At 63.9% G+C, this 20,499-nt stretch carries 20 protein-coding genes; 14 read left to right on the top strand and 6 right to left on the bottom strand.

What is annotated here, in order from left to right:
• The first annotated feature begins 2 nt into the window (after nt 1-2).
• The 7 genes from MKD49_RS01635 (at nt 3) to MKD49_RS01605 (ending at nt 7,262) form a co-directional block, all read left to right on the top strand.
• On the top strand, nt 3-923 hold the full coding sequence (locus MKD49_RS01635) for an ABC transporter permease (RefSeq protein WP_252695261.1): 921 nt from the start codon (nt 3-5) through the stop codon (nt 921-923).
• 26 nt (nt 924-949) lie between these two features.
• On the top strand, nt 950-1,954 hold the full coding sequence (locus MKD49_RS01630; RefSeq protein ID WP_252695260.1) for an ABC transporter ATP-binding protein: 1,005 nt from the start codon (nt 950-952) through the stop codon (nt 1,952-1,954).
• Nucleotides 1,951-2,796: an ATP-binding cassette domain-containing protein gene (locus MKD49_RS01625; protein ID WP_252695259.1), complete on the top strand. Its 846-nt coding sequence runs from the start codon at nt 1,951-1,953 to the stop codon at nt 2,794-2,796. The genes MKD49_RS01630 and MKD49_RS01625 overlap by 4 nt, the downstream gene beginning before the upstream one ends.
• Nucleotides 2,797-2,835: 39 nt before the next feature.
• Nucleotides 2,836-4,257: a M20 family metallopeptidase gene (locus MKD49_RS01620; RefSeq protein ID WP_252695258.1), complete on the top strand. Its 1,422-nt coding sequence runs from the start codon at nt 2,836-2,838 to the stop codon at nt 4,255-4,257.
• Nucleotides 4,254-5,453, top strand: a complete 1,200-nt coding sequence (locus MKD49_RS01615) for a M20 aminoacylase family protein (protein ID WP_252695257.1) — start codon at nt 4,254-4,256, stop codon at nt 5,451-5,453. Before MKD49_RS01620 ends, MKD49_RS01615 begins: the two co-directional genes overlap by 4 nt.
• 435 nt (nt 5,454-5,888) lie before the next feature.
• Entirely contained in the window at nt 5,889-6,200 is a 312-nt protein-coding gene (locus MKD49_RS01610; protein ID WP_121042171.1) for a hypothetical protein, read from the top strand.
• Between the two features lie 393 nt (nt 6,201-6,593).
• Complete coding sequence (locus MKD49_RS01605) at nt 6,594-7,262, top strand: DUF2026 family protein (protein ID WP_039784845.1); 669 nt, start codon at nt 6,594-6,596, stop codon at nt 7,260-7,262.
• A 1,525-nt stretch (nt 7,263-8,787) separates the two neighbouring features.
• Here the strand turns inward: MKD49_RS01605 and MKD49_RS01600 are convergent.
• The 4 genes from MKD49_RS01600 to MKD49_RS01585 form a co-directional block, all read right to left on the bottom strand.
• The gene (locus MKD49_RS01600; RefSeq protein ID WP_121042167.1) at nt 8,788-9,561 is read right to left on the bottom strand and encodes a DUF3299 domain-containing protein; all 774 of its coding nucleotides are present in this window, start codon (nt 9,559-9,561) and stop codon (nt 8,788-8,790) included.
• A gap of 15 nt (nt 9,562-9,576) precedes the next feature.
• Nucleotides 9,577-10,845 carry an ABC transporter permease gene (locus tag MKD49_RS01595; protein WP_252695256.1) on the bottom strand — a complete coding sequence of 423 codons (1,269 nt, stop codon included), beginning with the start codon at nt 10,843-10,845 and terminating at the stop codon, nt 9,577-9,579.
• Nucleotides 10,842-11,576 carry an ABC transporter ATP-binding protein gene (locus MKD49_RS01590; protein ID WP_252695255.1) on the bottom strand — a complete coding sequence of 245 codons (735 nt, stop codon included), beginning with the start codon at nt 11,574-11,576 and terminating at the stop codon, nt 10,842-10,844. Before MKD49_RS01590 ends, MKD49_RS01595 begins: the two co-directional genes overlap by 4 nt.
• A gap of 119 nt (nt 11,577-11,695) precedes the next feature.
• Complete coding sequence (locus MKD49_RS01585; RefSeq protein ID WP_252695254.1) at nt 11,696-12,289, bottom strand: DUF2796 domain-containing protein; 594 nt, start codon at nt 12,287-12,289, stop codon at nt 11,696-11,698.
• Between the two features lie 291 nt (nt 12,290-12,580).
• Between MKD49_RS01585 and MKD49_RS26400 the strand changes: the two genes are divergently transcribed.
• The 5 genes from MKD49_RS26400 (at nt 12,581) to MKD49_RS01565 (ending at nt 15,824) form a co-directional block, all read left to right on the top strand.
• A complete protein-coding gene (locus MKD49_RS26400; RefSeq protein WP_256497406.1) occupies nt 12,581-12,712 on the top strand; it encodes a hypothetical protein in 132 nt (43 codons plus the stop codon).
• Nucleotide 12,713: 1 nt separating this feature from the next.
• The gene (aztA, locus tag MKD49_RS01580; RefSeq protein ID WP_039784849.1) at nt 12,714-13,550 is read left to right on the top strand and encodes a zinc ABC transporter ATP-binding protein AztA; all 837 of its coding nucleotides are present in this window, start codon (nt 12,714-12,716) and stop codon (nt 13,548-13,550) included.
• On the top strand, nt 13,547-14,434 hold the full coding sequence (locus tag MKD49_RS01575; RefSeq protein WP_039784850.1) for a metal ABC transporter permease: 888 nt from the start codon (nt 13,547-13,549) through the stop codon (nt 14,432-14,434). The genes aztA and MKD49_RS01575 overlap by 4 nt, the downstream gene beginning before the upstream one ends.
• Nucleotides 14,435-14,493: 59 nt before the next feature.
• A complete protein-coding gene (locus MKD49_RS01570) occupies nt 14,494-15,426 on the top strand; it encodes a metal ABC transporter substrate-binding protein (protein ID WP_134136120.1) in 933 nt (310 codons plus the stop codon).
• A gap of 80 nt (nt 15,427-15,506) precedes the next feature.
• Nucleotides 15,507-15,824, top strand: coding sequence for a putative quinol monooxygenase (locus MKD49_RS01565; protein ID WP_039784852.1), 318 nt, complete (start codon nt 15,507-15,509; stop codon nt 15,822-15,824).
• A gap of 45 nt (nt 15,825-15,869) precedes the next feature.
• On the opposite strand, the gene MKD49_RS01560 is transcribed toward MKD49_RS01565, so the two are convergent.
• Entirely contained in the window at nt 15,870-16,808 is a 939-nt protein-coding gene (locus MKD49_RS01560; RefSeq protein ID WP_252695253.1) for a LysR substrate-binding domain-containing protein, read from the bottom strand.
• 19 nt (nt 16,809-16,827) lie between these two features.
• On the opposite strand from MKD49_RS01560, the gene MKD49_RS01555 reads away from it, so the two are divergent.
• Nucleotides 16,828-17,166 (top strand): hypothetical protein, encoded by a 339-nt coding sequence (locus tag MKD49_RS01555; RefSeq protein ID WP_252695252.1) that lies wholly within the window; start codon nt 16,828-16,830, stop codon nt 17,164-17,166.
• A 462-nt stretch (nt 17,167-17,628) separates the two neighbouring features.
• The gene (locus tag MKD49_RS01550; protein ID WP_252695251.1) at nt 17,629-19,644 is read left to right on the top strand and encodes a methyl-accepting chemotaxis protein; all 2,016 of its coding nucleotides are present in this window, start codon (nt 17,629-17,631) and stop codon (nt 19,642-19,644) included.
• A gap of 24 nt (nt 19,645-19,668) precedes the next feature.
• Here MKD49_RS01550 and MKD49_RS01545 read toward each other — a convergent pair whose 3' ends face one another.
• Nucleotides 19,669-20,466: a uracil-DNA glycosylase gene (locus MKD49_RS01545; RefSeq protein ID WP_209583726.1), complete on the bottom strand. Its 798-nt coding sequence runs from the start codon at nt 20,464-20,466 to the stop codon at nt 19,669-19,671.
• Between the last annotated feature and the right edge of the window lie 33 nt (nt 20,467-20,499).

The following is a 20,499-nucleotide window of genomic DNA, read 5'->3' as shown; positions in this document are numbered from 1 at the left end:
ACATGAGCGTTACCTCATCATCCACTTTGCCGCCCCCTGCCGTGTTGAGTGCGGCCTTGCCACCGCTGCCGGCGTGGCGCCGCAAGCTGCGCCGCCTGCTGGGCCATCGCGGCCTGGTGCTGGGCGCACTGTTCCTGGCCGTCATCGTGCTGGCGGCGATCTTCGCACCGCTGCTGGCGCCGCATGATCCCTTCGAGCAGGATGTCACGGCGCGCCTGATCCCGCCGGTGTGGCAGGCCCAGGGCAGCTGGGAACACATCCTCGGTACCGACAAGCTGGGGCGCGACTATCTCTCGCGGCTGATCTTCGGTGCGCGCGTCTCGCTGACCATCGGCATTGCCGCCGCGCTGATCTCGGGCCTGATCGGTACCACCCTGGGCGTGCTGGCCGGTTACTTCGGCGGACGCACCGATGCCGTCATCAGCTATCTCATCACCACGCGCCTGGCCATGCCGGTGGTGCTGGTGGCGCTGGCCATGGCCTCGCTGGTCGGCGGCTCGCTGAAGGTGGTGATCGTGCTGCTGGGGCTGTTGCTGTGGGACCGCTTTGCGGTGGTCACGCGCTCGGCCACGCAGCAATTGCGCGATGCCGAATTCATCGCGGCCGCCAAGGCCATCGGGGCCTCGACCCCCTACATCCTGCTGCGCGAGATCCTGCCCAACATCATGGGTGCACTGATCGTCGTGGCGACGCTCGAAATGGCCCACGCCATTCTGCTGGAAGCCACGCTGTCCTTCCTCGGACTGGGCGTGCAGCCGCCCACGCCGTCGTGGGGCCTGATGGTGGCCGAGGGCAAGACCTACATGTTCTTCAAGCCCTGGGTGATCGTCATTCCAGGTGTGGCGCTGGCGCTGCTGGTGCTGGCGATCAACCTGGTCGGCGATGGCCTGCGCGATGTCAATGCGCCCGACGGCCGCAACTAACTGAGGGTTCACGCAAGGAGCACACCATGAGCATATTGCTGGACGTGAAGAACCTGAAGGTGGATCTGCCCACCGAAAACGGCATGCTGCATGCCGTGCGCGGCATCGATTTCCAGGTGCGCAAGGGAGAGATGCTGTGCCTGGTCGGCGAGTCCGGCTGTGGCAAGTCCATGACTTCGCTGGCCTTGATGGGCCTGCTGCCGCGCAAGGCGCAATGCAGTGCCGACCACATCCTCTTCGATGGCGCGGATCTCAACACCATGAGCGAACGGCAGCGCATGCAGTTGCGCGGCAAGCGCATGTCGATGATCTTCCAGGAGCCGATGACGTCGCTGAATCCCGCCTACACGCTGGGCAACCAGCTTTGCGAGGCGATGCTGCAGCAGCCGGGCGTCACACGTGGCGAGGCACGCGAACGTGCGCTCTACCTGCTGCACCGGACCGGCATCAGCAACGCCGAAGACCGCCTGCGCCAGTATCCGCACCAGCTCTCCGGCGGCCTGCGCCAGCGCGTGATGATCGCCATGTCGCTCATGTGCAGCCCGGACCTGATCATCGCCGACGAACCCACTACCGCACTGGACGTGACCATCCAGGCGCAGATCCTGCGCATGATCCGCGAACTGCAGCAGGAGTTCGGGACTGCGGTCATTTTCATCACGCATGACCTGGGCGTGGTCTCGCGCATCGCCGATCGCGTGGCCGTGATGTATGCGGGGCAGGTGGTGGAGACCAGCGGTGTGGCCCAACTCTTCGCGCAGCCGCGCCATCCCTACACGCGCGGCTTGCTCAATTGCATCCCGGTGCGCGGCAAGACCTTGCCGGGCAGCAGGCTGCAAGCCATTCCGGGCGTGGTGCCCAGCCTGGTCGGGCAGGTCAGCGGCTGCGCCTTCCGCAATCGCTGTACCCTGGCCGACAGCGGCTGCGAACAGGATCCGCCCATGGTGCAGCAGGGCGGCCCCGGCTTGCCGCATGAGGCGCGCTGTTTCAAGCTCGATGCGCCGGTGTCGGCGATGGGGGTGGCAGCATGAACACTTCCCTGACACCACGGCCACCGCTCGACGATATTGCGCTGGAACTGTGCGCCTTGTCGAAGGTGTATCCGCTCAAGCGCGGGCTGTTCCAGGCACCGGGTGAACTGAAGGCGGTCGATGACGTGTCGCTGCGTCTTTATCGCGGCGAGACGCTGGGCCTGGTCGGCGAGTCCGGCTGCGGCAAGAGCACCCTGGCCAAGATGCTGCTGGGGCTGCTGGCGCCGACGTCGGGCAACGTGCTCATCAATGGCCAGGAGGTCGATCCGACCGAGCGCCGCGCGCATGCACGGCACATCCAGCCGATCTTCCAGGACCCGTATTCGTCGCTCAATCCGCGCAAGACCGTGGGCGAGATCGTCGGCCTGCCGCTGAAGCTGCATGGCATCGGCAATGCGGCCGAGCGCAATCGCCAGGTGCGCCAGATCCTCGATCTGGTCGGCATGCCGGAGCGCACCCACACGCAATATCCCAACCAGCTCTCCGGCGGCCAGCGGCAGCGGGTGGCGATTGCGCGGGCACTGATCCTGCGGCCCGACATCCTCATCTGCGACGAACCGACCTCGGCGCTGGATGTGTCGGTGCAGGCGCAGATCCTGAACCTGCTGCTGGACCTGAAGGCCGAGTTCGGGCTGACCTACCTGTTCATCAGCCACGACCTGGGCGTGGTGGAGCATCTGGTGGACCGGGTGGCCGTGATGAACAAGGGCAGCATCGTGGAATTGGCCTCACGTGAACAACTCTTCAGCGATCCCCAGCATCCGTATACCCGCATGCTGCTGGCCTCGGCGCTGACGCCCGATCCGGGCCTGGGTATTCCGGCGCTGGCGGCAGCCGCCTGAACACATGAACCAAACTGAAAAAAACCAAGGAGCAGCAGCATGAGCAGAGCACAAGCCATCGCCGGCGTACAGGCTTACTTCGACGACGGCCGTTTCATGGAAACCCTGAAGCGCCGCGTGGCCATCCGTACCGAGAGCCAGGAAGCGGCCAGCCTGCCCATCCTCTACGACTACCTGCGGCAGGAGATCACGCCTTATCTCGTCACGCTGGGATTTGACTGCGAAGTGATCGACAATCCGTTGCCGGGCGGCAGTCCCTTCCTGATCGCCGAGCGCCTCGAGGAGGGGGCCGCCTTCACCTTGCTGACCTACGGGCATGGCGACGTGGTGCGCGGCTATGACAATCAATGGCGCGCCGGCCTCTCGCCGTGGGAGATCGTGGTCGAGGGCGAACGCTGGTACGGACGCGGCATCGCCGACAACAAGGCCCAGCACACCATCAACCTGGCCGCGCTGGAAGAAGTCATGAAGGTACGCGGCGGCAAGCTCGGCTACAACGTCAAGCTGATCCTGGAAATGGGCGAGGAAACCGGGTCACCCGGCCTGAACGAAGTCTGCCGCCAGTATGCAGAGCGCCTGAAGGCTGATCTCTTCATCGCCTCCGACGGCCCGCGCGTGAACGCTCCCACGCCGACCATGTTCCTGGGCTCGCGCGGCGGCTGCAACTTTGATCTGACCTGCCATCTGCGCGACGGCGGCCATCACTCCGGCAACTGGGGCGGCCTGCTGCGCAATCCCGGCGTGCGCCTGGCCAATGCGATCGCCTGCCTGGTCGATGAACGCGGTGCCATCCGCGTGCCGGCATTGCTACCCGATGCCTTGCCGCAGAGCGTGCGCAAGGCCCTGGCCAGCGTCAAGCTGGGCGGCGGCCCCACCGATCCCGAGATCGATCCGGATTGGGGCGAGCCCGACCTCACGCCCGCCGAGCGCGTCTTCGGCTGGAATACGCTGGAAGTGCTGGCCTTCAAGACCGGCAATCCCGAGGCGCCCGTCAATGCCATTCCGGGGCGCGCCACGGCGCATTGCCAGATCCGCTTCGTGGTCGGCAGCGATGATGCGCATTTCATCGAACACATCCGCGCACATCTGGATGAGCACGGCTATGACGATGTGCAGGTGACGCTGTCGGGCGTGCAGTTTTCCGCGACCCGGCTCGATCCGGATGATGAATGGGTGCGCTGGGGCCTGGCCTCGCTGCAGGAGAGCACCGGCAAGACACCGACCTTGCTGCCCAACCTGGGAGGCTCGCTGCCCAACGATGTCTTCTCCGAGACCCTCGGCCTGCCGACGCTGTGGGTGCCGCACTCCTATCCGGCCTGCTCACAGCACGCGCCCAACGAGCATATACTGGCCAGCGTATCGCGCGAGTCGCTGCAGCTGATGGCGGGCCTGTTCTGGGACCTGGCCGAGCAGGGCCGCGATGTGCTGGCGCGACGCCCATCCCCCACGGAGAAACAATGAGTCACCCGCATGAACACGCCCTGTGCGAGGTCGCCGACCTGCACGATATCCACGACGAAATCACCGGCATCCGCCGCCATCTGCACCAGCATCCCGAACTGTCCTTCGAGGAAGTCGATACCGCTGCCCTGGTCGCCTCGCGCCTGGAAGAGTGGGGCTATACCGTCACCCGCCACATCGGCGGCAATGGCCTGGTCGCCACCCTCAAAGCCGGCAGCAGTACCCGCAGCATCGGCCTGCGCGCCGACATGGATGCCTTGCCCATCCACGAAGAAACCGGCCTGGACTGGGCCAGCGTGAAGCCCGGTGCCATGCACGCCTGTGGCCATGATGGCCATACCGCCATGCTGCTGGGTGCCGCCAAGCACCTGGCCCGCACCCGCCGTTTTGACGGCACGCTGCACCTGATCTTCCAGCCGGCCGAGGAAGCTGGCTTCGACAGCGGCGCGCAGAAGATGCTGGCCGATGGGCTCTTCGAACGTTTTCCCTGCGATGCCGTCTTTGGCATCCACAATCATCCGGGCGTGGAAGCGGGCACATTCATGTTCAGGAGCGGTCCCTTCATGGCGGCCTGCGATACCGTCAAGATCCGCCTCACCGGGCGCGGCAGCCACGCGGCGCGTCCGCACCTGTCGGTCGATCCGGTGGTGGCTGCCGCCAGCCTGGTGATGGCCTTGCAGACGGTGGTCTCGCGCAATGTCGATCCGATGGAAACGGCAGTGGTCACGGTCGGCAGCCTGCATGCGGGCAAGGCCTCCAACGTGATTCCCGAATTCGCCACGCTGGAGTTGAGCGTGCGCTCCTTCAAGCCCGAGGTGCGCGCGTTGCTGGAAGAACGCATCCGCGCCTTGGTGGCGCTGCATGCCGAGAGCTACGGTGCGCGGGCAGATATCGAGTACCTGCGCGGCTATCCGGTGCTGGTCAACAGCGATGCCGAAACCGAATTCGCCCGTAGCGTGGCTGAGGAACTGGTGGGTGCGGAGAAGGTGATCGCGCCCTTCGGTCCGATTGCCGGCAGCGAGGATTTTGCCTACTTCCTGCAACAGCGCCCTGGCTGCTTCTTGCGGGTGGGCAACGGGCAGGGCCAGCCCATGCTGCACAACGCAGGCTACGATTTCAATGATGCCACCATCCCGGTGGGAGCTGCCTTCTGGACCCGGCTGGTGGAGCGCTGGCTGCCCGTCAAGGCTGGCTGAGAGGGGCAGCGCGCGGCTTATGCATCAACAGCATAAGCGCATGACGAATGCTTCGTTTTCAGCCGCTGCGTAGCCCGGTAAATTAAGGGCGTCTCCTCAGACGTCCTTGGACTTGGACAATTCGAGCCTGAACCCGCCACGCGCAAGCCTGGCGGGTTTTTTTTCGGCTGTTTCCCTGCGGCAGCTCGGCATGAAATTCACGTAACTTTTACAGGTCATGGAAGAGCTTGATATGCGGCAAAGCCTTGTGCCAGCTTGCTGTCGAGCTGACAAGCCGCGTTGCAGGATCAGGAATTCCCCGATGTTCGCAGTCACGTTGGGCCACTACCATGGGAACCAATGAAACACGGTCTGTGCCCCGGACCCCCGACCACAAAGTGGGGTCGTGACTGGCACGCAAGACCTTGACCAAGAATCTTGCCTTAGGAGCCAGCCATGCATTTCGTTACCGAATCCGTACCGGGTGAAATCACCCTGATGTTCATCAGCTACCTGGTCTTCTGCACCGTACTGATGTATCTCTTCGTCAAGACCGACAAGGAGTGGGGCAGCCTGGAAGTGTCGCTGGACGACATCGGCCGGCGCGACCAGCAGGTGATGGCCTCGGCCCTGCGCTACGTGAAGGTGGATGCCGAAGACCGTTCGCTGTTCGACAATGGCCTGACCCGGCCGTCGCTGCAGCACTGCGCACAGTATCACGATGTCGATTGCACCTGCTTCATGCAGGAACCGAAGAAGCCGGATTGAATTCCAGGGGAGCAGTGCCTGGGGGCGAGGGATAGCAGGGCAAGTGAGGGGAAGTGAAGCGAGGGGGAGTGAAGCAGCAAAGGCAGTACCGTTGCGTGGCACTAGGGGTAGTGCCTGCAACAACAGCAAGCATCCGCAGCAGCAGTGAACCAATGTCGTTTCGTTTTGCAATGGGTTTGTAGTGGTAGTTGCAGTTGCAGTGCGTAGCAGCAGTTGAAGTAGCCGTAGCAGTAGCAGCAAGTTTTGCGTAGTAAACATGTCTTGAGGGTGGAACGGCAAGTCGTGCAGCCGCTTTTGTTCCAAAGCGCGTCACGCAACGGGAGTGTGCAGTCCGGCACACCCGTGGAGCGGCCTAGCGGCTTGCCCGTTCTTTTCCATGAGAAAATAGCGCCCATGCAAAGCTCACATTCCTCCGCGCAGAACCTGCGCCCATTGATCCCCCTGGCCGATTACCAACGCATCTTCCGCGTCATCCATTCCGTGCTGCACAGCGTGGAAGCGGACATCCCGGCCGCCAGTTTCTTCTTTTCCGTCACCGCCGCCCAGATCCTCAAGAAGTTCTACAAGCGCAATGCCTTCCCGGTCGCCGGAGCGGCCTTCTACCTGATTCGTGAAGATGGGGGCGGCGCGCTGTCCTTTGGTTCACTGGCCGAAGACGGCCAAAGCGTCACCAGCCACCAGGACGCCTTCCACGCCTGGGTACAGTGCGACGGCTATGCGCTGGACTTCATGGCACCGCTGTTCCAGGAGCTGCTGGTTTCGGCCGGCCACCCACTGCCGGTGCCGCGCCAGATGTTCCAGAAAGACCTGCAGCGCATGAGCGCGGACGTGCAGGCGCTGGCCAAGCCGGGCGACTTCTACCTGGCTTCCAACCTGGAACTGACGCGTGAGCTGTTGCAGCAGTTCATGGCCAAGAAAGCGCTGACCAATCTGTCGCAACTGTGCCTGGAATGGTTCCGCAAGCCGCCCAAGGCCATGCCGGATGACCTGGCCTTGCAAGGCGCCGATGGCGAAGTCTCGCGCATCAAACTGCAGGCCACGGCCATCGAAGGCGTCTGGTAAGACGTCCGTCGTTTTTCTTCAGTAATGTAGTTCGGGAATGTCATGGAGGCGGATGCCTCCGAGAGGAGGGTGTGCTGGACTGATGTCCAACACACCATGCGATCATGCATATCGGTTGCATGTACCGCACTAAGGTTCACACTATAGTTCGTCGTTATGACGGCTTCATGACATTTTCGGTATCACTTTTCTCCCGGCCGCTGCCGTTCTCGCTTTTTCCTTCATCTCCCCTGTGCACTGTCATGGCGCGGTCATACGCGGCTACTAGACTTCAACACGTCTCCTCTGACCCTGTGCAGATGTTGTTGCCTGCGATGCGAGCGCGTCGCAGGCCTTTTTTTCTGCGGGTCAGCCAGTTTCTCCCAGCTTCATGCTTCACGCCCAGGCCGGACAGTGGCGTCGTAACCCGGCAGGTCGCACACGTGATGGAAGCCGCAGTCCTCCCTTCCCGTCAGGCGCAAGCTTGTCGGTGCGCGGCGCGGGGTGCGTCCCTCCCTTCCGGGCAGGCTCCGTCACCGGGGCCTGCTCATCGCTTTTTCCTCTCTTCTGCTCCCCGTGTTGCCCGCCGATTGCCCATCCGCTGCCCTGGTGGTGAATTCCCTTTGCAATCAACGACTTGATGCGCTTACCCAGCGCTTTTCCACAGGCTTGCTCCCAAAAAATGTGGATATCCATGCAAGGGCTGCAGGCCAACGGGCCTTGCCCGTCTCGTATCATTTTTCATAAAGCCCTTAACAATCAATGGCTTGAGTGGCTTGTCCAGTGCTTTTCCACAGGCTTGCTCCCAAAAAGTGTGGATATCACCCCGCTCGGCCAGTCTGGGCGCGGCTTTGCGGCGGACGGACTGGTGCGCCAAAAAACTGCCCGGGTTTGCATCTGAAATGGTTTTTCCTTTGTAATCAATTACTTGGATCTCTTGTCAAGCGCTTGTCCACAGGCTTGCTCCCAAAATGTGTGGATATCCTGCCGGAAGCGCCTGGCAATGCCGTATTTCGAGTTCGGAGCAAGCTGAAAAGCCAAGGTCGGGCGTATTTGGGTGGTCTTTGCCGGCCGCAGTTGCGTTAATGAAAAGTTGTTTTGAATCAACGGCTTGAGTGCCTTGTCAAGTGCTTCTCCACAAGCTTGCTCCCAGAAAATGTGGATATCCTTGCAGGTCCTGCAACGCTTATCGGGTCTGCCGGGCCGCCCGTTTTTTGCCTGCTGCAGCCTCGGCTAAGGAAAGTCCTTTGCAATCAAGACCTTGCCTGACTTGCCCAGCGCTTCTCCACAGGCTTGCTCCCAAAAAATGTGGATATCCGCTCAAGGGACAAGGACAAGTCAGGGCGGCGAGATGGGCGGAAGGCGACTGCACCATTTCTGCGCGTTGCCGAGGCGGGAGGGAAAAGTACTGAAGAATCAAGGGCTTGGGTGGCTTGTCAAAGCCTTGTCCACAAGCTTGCCCCCGTAAAATGTGGATAAGGCCTGCGCAGGGCAGGCCTTGGAGGAGGCAGCGGAGAAACTGGGGATAAGCCGTCGGGGCGACGACTCAGCTCTTGTCCGGCGCGCTGTAGGGTTCAACGCTGACCGCTTTCATGCTGTAGCTGGAGGCCCCCATGGAAGAATCCGAGCGTTCCACCTTGAGCACGCCGCTGATCCACACCGCATCCATGGTGCGCACATTCTTGACGGCCTTGGCGCTCTTGACGTGAATGATCTGGTTGGCCGGCGGTGGCGGCACGTGAATGCAGGCACCGAAGTAGGGGACCAGCAGGAATTCCTTGAGTGCCTCGCCTTCCCGGTCCAGGGACACCACGAAGCCGGGCAGGCGCACCGGCTTGCCTTCCATGGCCGGGTCGACCGGGGCATCCTTCCAGTATTTCTTGGCCTTCCACAGCGCCGCATCGGCACGCGGATCGTCATCGGTCATCTGGTCCAGTTTCAAGCCCTTGAAGGGGGCCATCGGGTCCCAGTCCTTGGGGATCAACGATTCCCAGGCGATCTCCTGGAAGCCGTTCACCATCTTGCCCGAGGCCTGGTAAGGCTTTTCGGTCACGGCGGCACTTTGCTGCAACTGGTCGCCGACCTTGTAGGGGCCGTTGGATGCGTCCGCCACGCCCGGCACGGTGCTGCCGGCATCGGCGCGTGCCGTGACGGCGGGGACCGCGCCGGCCAGCGCGGCAGACGTCGCCGGGGCTGCGCTGACCGCTGCAGGCGCGGCCGCCGGGGCCGCGTGGGCGTTGACTTGCGAGAGCAGGCGCACGCCGAGCCCGGCCCACAGGCCGGCGACCACGATGCCGCCTATCCAGTAAAGAGTCTTCATATCATGGCTTCCAGATCAGAGTCTTGGTGTCAGGCCGTCCGCCAGGCTCAGGCGATACGCGCGCCAGGCCGGCAACAGGCTGGCCACCAGTCCGGCCAGCACGGTCCAGAGCAGCAATTGTAATTCGCCTGCCGCCGGCCAGGCGGGATGCAGGGCGATGCCGAACTGGTCAGCCAGCATCGGCCCCAGCACCCAGATCAGTCCGCTCAGCAGCAACAGCCCCGCCAGCACGCCGCACAGCATCACGCCCAATCCCTCCACGCACAGCAGCCACAGCACATCCAGCGGACGCGCTCCGACCGAGCGCAGAATGGCCAGCTCGCGCCGCCGCTCGCCCAGGCTGGCCAGGATCGCCGCCACCAGCCCGGCCAGGCCGACCACCACCACCATGCCCGAGACCACCAGCAAGGCGTTCTCGCCGATACCGACCACGTCCCACAGCTGGTCCAGCGCCACGCCCGGCAGCACGGCCATCAAGGGCTCCTTGAAGCCATCGCCATCGGCAATGGCGCGCTGCACGGCGAACACGCGGGCGCGGCTCTTCAGGCCCACCAGGACGGCGGTGATGCTGGTCGGCGTCAGGTTGAATTTCTTCACGAATTCGGCCGGGATATGCACCCCCGGCAAGGGCGCACCGCCTTCCCAGTCAAGGTGGATGGCCTGCATGCCATCCAGGCCGATATGTACCGTGCGGTCCACCGGGGTGCCGGTGCGGGCCAGGATGCCGACCACCTTGAAGGGTTTGTCGGCGTGCTGGGTCAGCCCGAGACCACCCATGCCATGGGCCAGGACGATGACGTCTCCGAGGTGATAGTGCAACTTGTCGGCCACGTCCGCCCCCAGCACGGCATCGAAGACGCCGGCAAAGGGCTGGCCTTGGGCCAGCTTGAGCGACTGGCCGCTGCCATAGCGGAAATGGGTGAAGTAATCGCCGTTGGTGGCCAGCACCGGGAAGCCGCGATGCGAATCGCCCAGCGAGATCGGGATGGTCCAGGCCACCGCCGGATTGCGCGCCAGGGTCTGGGCACTGTCCCAGCCCATGTTGTTGGTGGCGCCGCCGATGCGGAAGATGGCGTACAGCATCAGCTGGATCGGACTGGTCCGCGCACCGACCACCAGGTCCGTGCCGGACACCGATTGCGAGAATCCGGCCCGCACTTCATGGCGCACCCGTTCGATGCCCAGCAGCATGGTGGTAGAGAGGGCAATGGCCAGCAGCATCAGCCCCAGCGTGAAGCGGCGGTTCCAGGCGCTGCGCGCGGCCAGTCGCAGGAGCAGCTTCATGCGGCCTCCTCGGGGCGGGCGGCCTGGTTCAGCTGTTCCAGCGCGATGCGGCGGTTGAAGCGTTCGGCCAGGCGCTGGTCGTGGCTGACGAAGACCAGCGCCGCGCCGCTCTGCGCACATTCGCGCTGCAGCAGGTCGAGGAAGGCTTGCTGGCGGTCGCTGTCCAGGGCCGAGGTCGGTTCATCGGCGACGATGATTTCCGGACGGCCGATCAGCGAGCGCGCGGCGGCCACGCGTTGCTGCTGGCCGATGGAGAGTTGGGTCACGGGGCGCGTCCACAGGCCCGGTGCCAGATCCAGCGCCGCCAGCAGGGATTGCGCCACGCCCTTGAGATCGGCCCCTTGCTGGCCGGCACGCTCCCTGCGGTAGGACGAGAACTGGCAGGGCAGCAGCACGTTGTCGAGGATCGACAGATATGGCAGCAGATTGAACTGCTGGAAGATGAAACCGATGTGATCCACCCGGAAGCGGTCCCGGCGCGCCGCCGAGAGGCTGTGCAGCGGCTGGCCCAGGACTTCCACGGTGCCGGCCTGCGGCACGATGATGCCGCCGATGGCCGCCAGCAGGGTGCTCTTGCCGCTGCCGCTGGGGCCGCTGACGAAGACATGTTCACCAGCCGCGACCTGGAAATGCGGCAAGCCCAGCGCCGGGTGCGTCTGGCCGGGCCAGGTGAAGCGCAGATCGCGCATGGCGATGGCGGCGGCCGGGGAGGGGCGTTCAGGGAGAGTCATGACAACATGAAGGAAAAGCGCAGGAGTGCCGAGGCAGAGGGGCAGGGCCGATCATAGCGCCGCTGCCTGTCATTGGCCTGACTGGCCGCCGGGGCAAGTGGCCCCGGCGGTTCGGAGGATCAGTTCAGGGGGATCAGGGCGCTGCCTGGCACCAGTTGCACCGCACCTTGCTTCTTGGGCGTGGCCAGTTGCACGTCGATGCGCTGGAAGCCGGGGAAGGCGGCAAACAGGCCGCTCACATCCACCGTATTGAGTGCGCCAGGGGTGGCGCAGACCAGGGTGAAATCGCCATCGAGGTCGGCATGGCCATCGCTGGGGGCGGGCTCGCTGCTGGCGGGCGTCTTCTCACCCAGGAGAGCCGGTGGCAGCACGGCCGACTCCAGCTGTACTTCGGCCGGCTTGCACTGGGCAGCGGCATCGGTGGCAAACATGCGGTTGACCTCACGCAGGTTCTTGACGGCGGCGCGCACGGTGTCCTTGTCCTTGCCGCTGCTGGCGGCGTGTTCGAAGCCGACCAGGTTGATCAGCGGGCTGTCCAGGTGCAAAGTCAGGGTGTTGCCTTCCAGGGCCACGTCCAGCTTGCCCACGCCGTGCACGTGCGCGGGATGGTTGCCATGATGGTCATGGCCTTCATCGGCGGCCAGCGCTGGCAGGCTGGCCAAGGACAGCAGGACGAGAGGGATCAGGGGCAACGATGGACGGGATCGGAACATGGGCGGCTTCTTTCTTGTGCTTGTTGTAAAGAGAATTTAAGGGGGGGCGGCAAACCGGCAACGCAAGGAAACAGACTGCAAACCAGGGCAGAAGATCCGCCCTCAGAGCGGCATTGTGCCCCGGACAAAGGGCAGATTTGCAGCGTTGTTACATTCTGCAACAGGGTTGCATTATAATGCCTGCTTTTCCTGTTTCTGCAACTCGGTTGCGCCAACGGGCAAGTGTGCTCTTCCCGGCCTTGCTGGCCGCCTTGTCCGGTGCCCGTGTTGCTTCTTCTCAGATTGCCTGCCGTGTCGTTTCTCTCTCGATTCCTGTTGAAGCAAGGCGTGCTCGCCAGCCCCTGGTGGGAGCGTGTGCTGGCCGTTGTGCCCGTAGTCCTGCTGCTGTGGCTGGGCGTGCACTGGGCCTTGGGGGAGGGCTGACATGGACGCTGCCATCTCGCTGGACAACCTCACCGTCAGCTATCGCCGCCATCCGGCCCTGCACCATGTCAACGGGGCCTTTGCGCGTGGTTCGCTCACCGCCATCGTCGGTCCCAACGGGGCCGGCAAGAGCACTCTGCTCAAGACCATGCTGGGGCTGGTGCGCTGCAATGACGGACGCGTGCATACCCATGTCGATGCACGCCGCATCGCCTACCTGCCGCAGCAGGCCGAGATTGACCGCAGCTTCCCCATCACGGTGATCGACTGCGTGCAACTGGGTTACTGGCAGGCCAAGGGCAACTGGGGCGGCATTGACGCCGCCATGCGCCAGCGTGCGGTGCAGGCGCTGGCGGCAGTCGGGCTGGACGGTTTTGCCGGCCGCCCGGTGTCCAGCCTCTCGGTCGGGCAGTTCCAGCGCGTGCTGTTTGCCCGCATCCTGCTGCAGGATGCCGAGGTGATCCTGCTGGACGAACCCTTCAATGCCATCGACGCCCGCACCACCGGCGACCTGCTGCGCATCATCTCGGCCTGGCATGCCGAACGCCGTACCGTCATTGCGGTGCTGCACGACCACGACCAGGTGCGCCGCGCCTTCCCGCAGACCTTGCTGCTGGCGCGCAATGTGGTGGCCTGGGGCGAGACGGCCGAAGTCATGTGTGAAGAAAACCTGCAGCGCGCCCGCGCCATGGCCGAGGCGGTCGATGAGCATGCCGGCGTCTGCGAGGTGAGCGAGGCGGAAGTGCTGGCCTTGTCGCGCGTGCATGACCATGCGCATGAACATTCACATGGGCATCCCCACGCGCACCATGCCGCCAGCCCGGGAGGCCAGGCATGAGCGTACTTTCGACGTTGCAAACGCTGGCCATTGCCCCGTTCCTGGAATTTTCCTTCATGCGCCGCGCTTTGGTGGCTGCCTTTGCCCTGGCGCTGGGCAGTGCCCCGCTGGGCGTGCTGCTGACCCTGCGCCGCATGAGCCTGTTCGGCGAGGCCTTGAGCCACGCCGTGCTGCCGGGTGTGGCGGTGGGTTTCATCTTCTTCGGCCTGTCGCTGCCGGCGCTGTCCATCGGCGGGTTTGCTGCCGGGGTGCTGGTGGTGGCCGTGGCCGGCTGGATCAGCCGCCATACCGAACTGAAGGAAGACGCCAGCCTGGCTGCCATCTACGTGGTGGCCCTGGCGCTGGGCGTGATCCTGATTTCGCGCCACGGCACCCAGCTCGATCTGCTGCACATCCTCTTCGGCAACGTGCTGGGCGTGGACAGCGAAGGCCTGGTACTCATTGCCGGTGTGGCCAGCGCCAGCGTGCTGGGCATCGCCGCGCTCTATCGCGGGCTGCTGCTCGAGAGTTTTGATCCCTCGTATATGGCCGTGGGCGGCGGACGCAGCGGCGGCGCGATCTACCAGCAGGTATTCCTGATGCTGGTGGTGATGAACCTGGTGGCCTCCTTCCAGACCCTGGGCACCTTGATGGCGGTCGGCCTGATGATGCTGCCGGCGGTCTCGGCGCGGCTGTGGCACGACACCTTGCCTGCGCAGCTGTGCAACAGCGTGCTGCAGGCGGCGCTGGCCGGGTATGCAGGGCTGCTGATCTCGTATTACGCCTCGGTGCCGTCCGGCCCCGTCATCATCGTCTGCGCGGGCGTGCTGTATGCCGCCTCGCTGCTGTTGGCCCCGCGCGGCTGGCTGCCGCGCCTGTTGCGGCGACCGCACCTGCAGGCCTGAGACTTCACTTTCTCCTGTCTATTGCTGATTTCTTCTGCTTCTCTTTCTCCGGAGTATTCATGAAACTGTTTCGTCCTCTCTCTGCGCTGCTGGCGGCCCTGGCCGTGGCGGCGAGCCTGCCCGCGGCCGCTGCCGAGCGCATCCCGGTGCTGGCCAGCTTCAGCATCCTGGGCGACGTGGTCGCCAATGTCGGCGGCGAGCGCATCGCCGTCTCCACCTTGGTCGGTCCGGATGAAGATGCGCACGTCTTCCAGCCCGCGCCGGATGACATCAAGGCGGTCTCGCGTGCCAAACTGATCGTGGTCAATGGCCTCGGTTTCGAAGGCTGGATGGAGCGCCTGGCGCAGTCGGCCAATTACCGTGGCCCCATCGTGGTGGCTTCGGCCGGCATCAAGCCGCGCGAGCGCGTGGGTGACGATGAGGACGATCACGCCCACGGTGCCGGACATGAACATCACGGCAAGGACGACCCGCACGCCTGGCAGGATCCGCAGAACGTGATCGTCTACACCCGCAACATCGTCACCGCCCTGGCCAAGCTGGACCCGGCCGGTGCCGAGGTCTACCGCAAGAACGGCGAGGCCTATGTCGCCAAGCTGCAGGACCTGGATGCCTGGGCTGCACGCCAGTTCAGCCAGATCCCGGATGCCAAGCGCAAGGTCATCACCTCGCATGACGCCTTCGAATATTTCGGTGCGCGCTACAAGGTGCGCTTCCTGGCTGCGCAGGGCGTGTCTACCGACAGCGAACCCAGCGCCCGCGAGGTGGCTTCGCTGATCCGCCAGATCCGCAGCGAGAAGATCAAGGCCCTGTTCTTCGAGAACATGAGCAACCCCAAGCTGCTGCAGCAGATCGCCCGCGAATCCGGGACGGCACCGGGCGGCAAGCTGTACGCCGATGCATTGTCGAAACCGGATGGTCCGGCAGCGGACTACCTCTCGCTGATGCGCTACAACATCACGCAATTGCTGGAAAAGATCCGTCTCAACTGAGGCGCGACAAATCGCGTATGCTGGTGGCCCCGCGCCGCCGCCCTGGCGGCGTCCGTCACCTTGCATAGGAGAATTCCCGCATGAGCACCGTTACCGTCGTCGCCATCATCACCGCCAAGCCCGGCCAGCGTGAAGCGCTGCTGGCCATCGCCCGCGCCAACCTGGCCGCCGTGCGTGCCGAGGAAGGCTGCATCGAATATGGACTGGTGGTGGATGTGGATGGCTTCGGCCCGAACCAGGCGCCGCTGGGGCCGGATACCTTCGCCTTCGTCGAGAAGTGGAAGGACGAAGAAGCGCTGAAACTGCACTTCACCCTGCCGCACATGACTGACTATCGCGAGAAGTCCAAGGACCTGATCGCAGATCGCAAGGTGCATGTGCTGAAGTCGGCGGACTGATCCTCGCCGCGTTTGTCCCCGCGCCCGGCGCGGGGATGGACTCCCTCAATATTCGCCAGGAAAATCCGCCGGCCAGGTCTGCTGCGGATCGAACGAAGACGCTTGGCCCATCTGCTTCAACCACATGATGAAAGTCTTCAGTGCCGGATTGGTGTCGGCGCTGCTGCGATAGAGCATGTGGTAACCCTCCCCGTGCAGCACGATCTCCGGAAACAGCCGCACCAGCCGGCCTGCGGCCAGATCGTCATCCACCAGCGCCAGCGTGCCCATGCCCACGCCTTGGTCAGTAGCAGCCGCCTGCAGGCTCAGGAAGGAATGTTCATAGACCGTCCCCGGCATCTTGCGCCGCACCGCCACCCCGGCCTTGCCCAGCCACTGCGACCAGGCCGCTGACCGGCTGGAGAGGTGGATCAGCGGCACCTCCACGAAATCGCGCGGGACCCGGATCGGGTGCGTCTCCAGGAAGTGCGGCGAGGCCAGCGGCACCGACACGTCATCCAGGAAGCGCACGCAGTCATAACCGCTGCGCTCCAGCGGGCTGCGCCAGATGATGACGTCGAAAGGATCCTTCACATCCTCGAAATACTCCGACATGGTCGTGGTGACGCGCACCTCGATCCGCGGGTTGTCAATCTGGAACTGCGACAGGCGCGGAATCAGCCAGCGCATGGCCACCGAGGGCGCGGCGATCAGGCGCACCACGCGGCTCTTGCCGGCCAGCGACAGCTGTTCGGCCGCCAGCGCAATGCGGTCCAGGCTGGCCTTGACCTCGGCATAGAAGGCCAGGGCCGCTTCTGTGGGTTCCACGCCACGCGACTGGCGTAAAAACAACGGTTGTTCGAAATACTCTTCCAGCGTTTTGATCTGCTGGCTGACCGCGCTATGGGTGATGAAAAGTTCATGGGCCGCCAGCGTCAGACTCCGCGTCCGGACTGCCGCTTCGAACACCTTGAGGGCCTTGAGCGGGGGTAAGGATGAAGACATGCTGTAAGAAAAACTTATAGTGGTGACGGAAAATGTTGCTTTGCAAAAGCCGGGGGCGACCTTATTCTTCAATCACCCAAACGTCAAACAGAAGGAATTCATCGTGAACAACGTCAGTATATTGGCAAAAGATGCCGGTTTTTCTAACAATTTGCGCTCCCTGGTCGAGCTGGTGAAGTTTGCTGTCCAGCAAGTCATCGCCGCCCATGCCCTGAAGCCCGTGCGCAACGATGCTACCGACCTGCATGACGCCGCCTACTTCGAAGGCGTGACCGACCACTTCGAAATGGAAGTACGCCTGCGCCAGCTGGATCACAGCCACCTGCACGCCGTCTGGAAGCTGCAATCGCAGATCTGAATGCCGATGCGGCCAGCTTGATGGCAGCACCCGCAGCAATGAAATACCGCAGTACCCGGCAGGACCAGGCCCGATGCGCCTGAAGAACGACGAAGAAGAGACCGGCTCCGCATGCCCGGAGCCGCAGCAGGCAGCCAGCAGTCGCCCACAGAGGCAGACCCTGCCCGACGCATCTCCGTAGTACCCGTATTGCCCGCAACGGTGGCCTGATGGCCGACGGCACCCCCAACATGGCCAGGTGCACGCTGCGTTGAACACCCCCGATCCCCGCTGCTGCGGGGATTTGTCGTTTACGCGTGTGTTTCCTGAAAAGCCATGCCGTCTAGCCCGCTCCGGACACTTTCCTCTTAACAAAAATGACATCGCGCGGTAGTGGAGCACTGCTATATTTGTCGCGGGGAAAAGAAATATGTTGCTGTTCATGCAGGTTCCGCTTCATTGCTTCTTACAGGGGAGTTCGCCATGTTGTCTTCACTTCGTGCCCGGCTGATCGTCATTTGCGTACTGATCGTGGCGGTGGCCATGATCGTTCTCAGTGGTGCCAACATCTACACCGTCCGCAGCGATACGCTGGAGGGCATTTCGACCCAGACCCGCCAGCTCACCGAAAGCTACGCCGCCAACATCACCGAGTGGGTGCGCAGCAAACGCATCATCACCGGGGCCATGAAGCAGGCCTTGAAGCAAAGCGATGTCCTGCCCATCGTCGCGGCGGCCCAGGAGGCAGGTTCCTTTGACGACGCCTACATCGGCTATCCCGACAAGCGCATGCTGGCCCTGCACCCGATGCCGGCCGGCTACGATCCGACCGCGCGGCCCTGGTACAAGCAGGCGGTCGATGCCGGCAAGCCGGTACTCACTGCCCCCTACGTGGACGCCACCACCGGCAAGCTGGTCGTGACCTTCGCCGAGCCGGTCAGCGACAAGGGGACCCTGCAGGCCGTGCTGGGCTCGGACGTGCAACTCGACAACGTGGTGAGTACCGTGGCCGGCATCAAGCCCACGCCATCCAGCTTCGCCTTCATCGTCGGCAAGGATGGCCTCATCATCACCCACCCCAACAAGGAGCTGGCCTTGAAGCCGGTGTCGGCGCTGGACCAGAATCTCTCCGCAGCCTCGCTGGCCGGGATGAAGCAGGGCGGCAGCGCGACCATCGGCGGCGTACCCTATCTGCTCTTTACGCAACCCATCGACAACACTGACTGGTCGCTGGTGGTGGCGCTGGATTATCGCGAGGCCACGCATGCGGTTGGGGCGCTGATGGCGCTGGCGGTGATTCTGGCCGTGGTGGCCATCGTCGCGGCGGCATTGCTGCTGAGCTACACCATCACGCGCCTGCTGCGCCGCCTGGGCGTGGTGCGCAATGCGATGGAAGAAATCGCGTCAGGTGACGGCGATCTTACGCGCCGGCTCGATACCAGCGGCAAGGATGAACTGGCGCAAATTTCCCGCGCCTTCAATCACTTTGCCGACAAGATCTCGCGCACCTTGCTCGATATCCGGCGCGCCAGCGAGTCTGTGAAGGTTTCTTCCAGCGAAATCGCCAGCGGCAACATGGACCTGTCCGCCCGCACCGAGCAGCAGGCCGGTTCCCTGGAAGAGACCGCCTCGGCGATGGAAGAACTCACCTCCACCGTGAAGCAAAACGCCGATAACGCCCGCCAGGCCAACCAGCTGGCGGTGTCGGCCTCGGATGTGGCGGTGCATGGTGGCACCGTGGTGGGCCAGGTGGTCAGCACCATGAGTTCCATCAATGAGTCTTCCCGCAAGATCGTCGACATCATCAGCGTCATCGATGGCATCGCCTTCCAGACCAATATCCTGGCCTTGAATGCTGCCGTGGAAGCGGCGCGTGCCGGTGAGCAGGGGCGCGGGTTTGCGGTGGTGGCGTCGGAAGTGCGTTCCCTCGCGCAGCGCTCGGCCACGGCCGCCAAGGAGATCAAGCAGCTCATCGATGACTCGGTGCAGAAGGTGGAAGCGGGCAGCCAGCTGGTGGCCCAGGCCGGTTCGACCATGGATGAAGTGGTCTCCAGCGTGCGCCGCGTGACAGACATCGTGGGTGAGATCAGTTCAGCCAGCCAGGAGCAGAGTGCCGGCATCACCGAAGTGGGCAATGCCGTGACCCTGATAGATGAGGCGACCCAGCAGAACGCGGCGCTGGTGGAGGAAGCAGCGGCAGCGGCCAAGTCCCTGCAGGAACAGGCGGCTCACTTGGCTGCCGTGGTGGCGGGCTTCAAGCTGGATGAAAGCGGCGGGGCCGCACCGATCACGCCGCCGCCGGTTCATCATGCAGCCCCGCCGCCGGCTGCAGCAGCCCGTCCGGCACCGGTCAACATCACGCCCAAGCCGGCACCGCTGAAGGCCAAGCCCGCCAGCAAGCCTGCGCTGCCGGCCGAACCGGCTGCGCCTGCCGCGCCCAAAGCCGCACCGAAAGCACCGCCCAAGAGCAGTGGCGGCGACGACTGGGAAGAGTTCTGAGCGAGGAAATGGAAGCGGGTCGCCTCAGGCCCGCTTCTTCAGCAGCTGCATGGGCGCAAACAATTGCTGCATGCCGCTGTGCTCGATGAAGCTGAGGTTGTAGGGATGCTCGGCCACCGCGCGCGGGAATTGCGCCACCAGCGGCAGGCCGCTCAGTTGCTCGGCGATCTTCCCCCACAGCACCAGCGTCGGCAGGGATTTGCCCTGTGCCTGGCCATGCTCGGCCAGCGCGCGCAATACCGTTTCAAAGAAGGGCTTCCAGCCCTTGGCGTCCTTCACCGGTGCGACGTGGCTGCGGAACACCAGGCTGGCATTGAGCAGCAGGAAGCCTTGCGCAGTCAGGTTGTCCTGCAGGTCGGCCAGGGTCTGGATGCTGCCTTCGACATCGGCCTGGGCCTGCGCCGCAATGCCGGCCAGCGCATCGCCACTGGTCTGGCCCGCCTGCAGCGCGCCTTCGGCCACCAGCAGCATCTTCATGAAATTGCGCAGCGAGGTCGCCCGATTGACCTGCTTGGACAAGCCCTTTTCCGACCACAGCGAACCCACCGCGCCATCCATGAAGCACACGCCGGTGGCGCTGGCCGCGCGCGGGTAGGGGCCTTCGCCCACCAGTACGTAGCGCACCTGGTCCATGGGCTGCGTGAAGGCTGCGAACAGGCGGCCTTCGGTGGGCAGGTAATCGTCCTGCGCCAAGGTGGGCAGATAGGCGGGATCGGCTTGCTGGATCGCCTCCATGCCGGCGCGCAGGGCGGCATGCCAAGAGGGATGGGCGGTGTGGATCAGGTCGAGCAGGGGAGCGGGGAGGGCGGAAACGGAAGACATGGAAAATGAAGGGGAGGCACGGCCGTATGAATG

The organism is Herbaspirillum sp. WGmk3, from assembly GCF_023952535.1.
Lineage (GTDB): Bacteria > Pseudomonadota > Gammaproteobacteria > Burkholderiales > Burkholderiaceae_D > Herbaspirillum > Herbaspirillum huttiense.
Note: the sequence above shows the minus strand (reverse complement) of the source record. Positions and strands in the feature narration are given on the sequence as shown.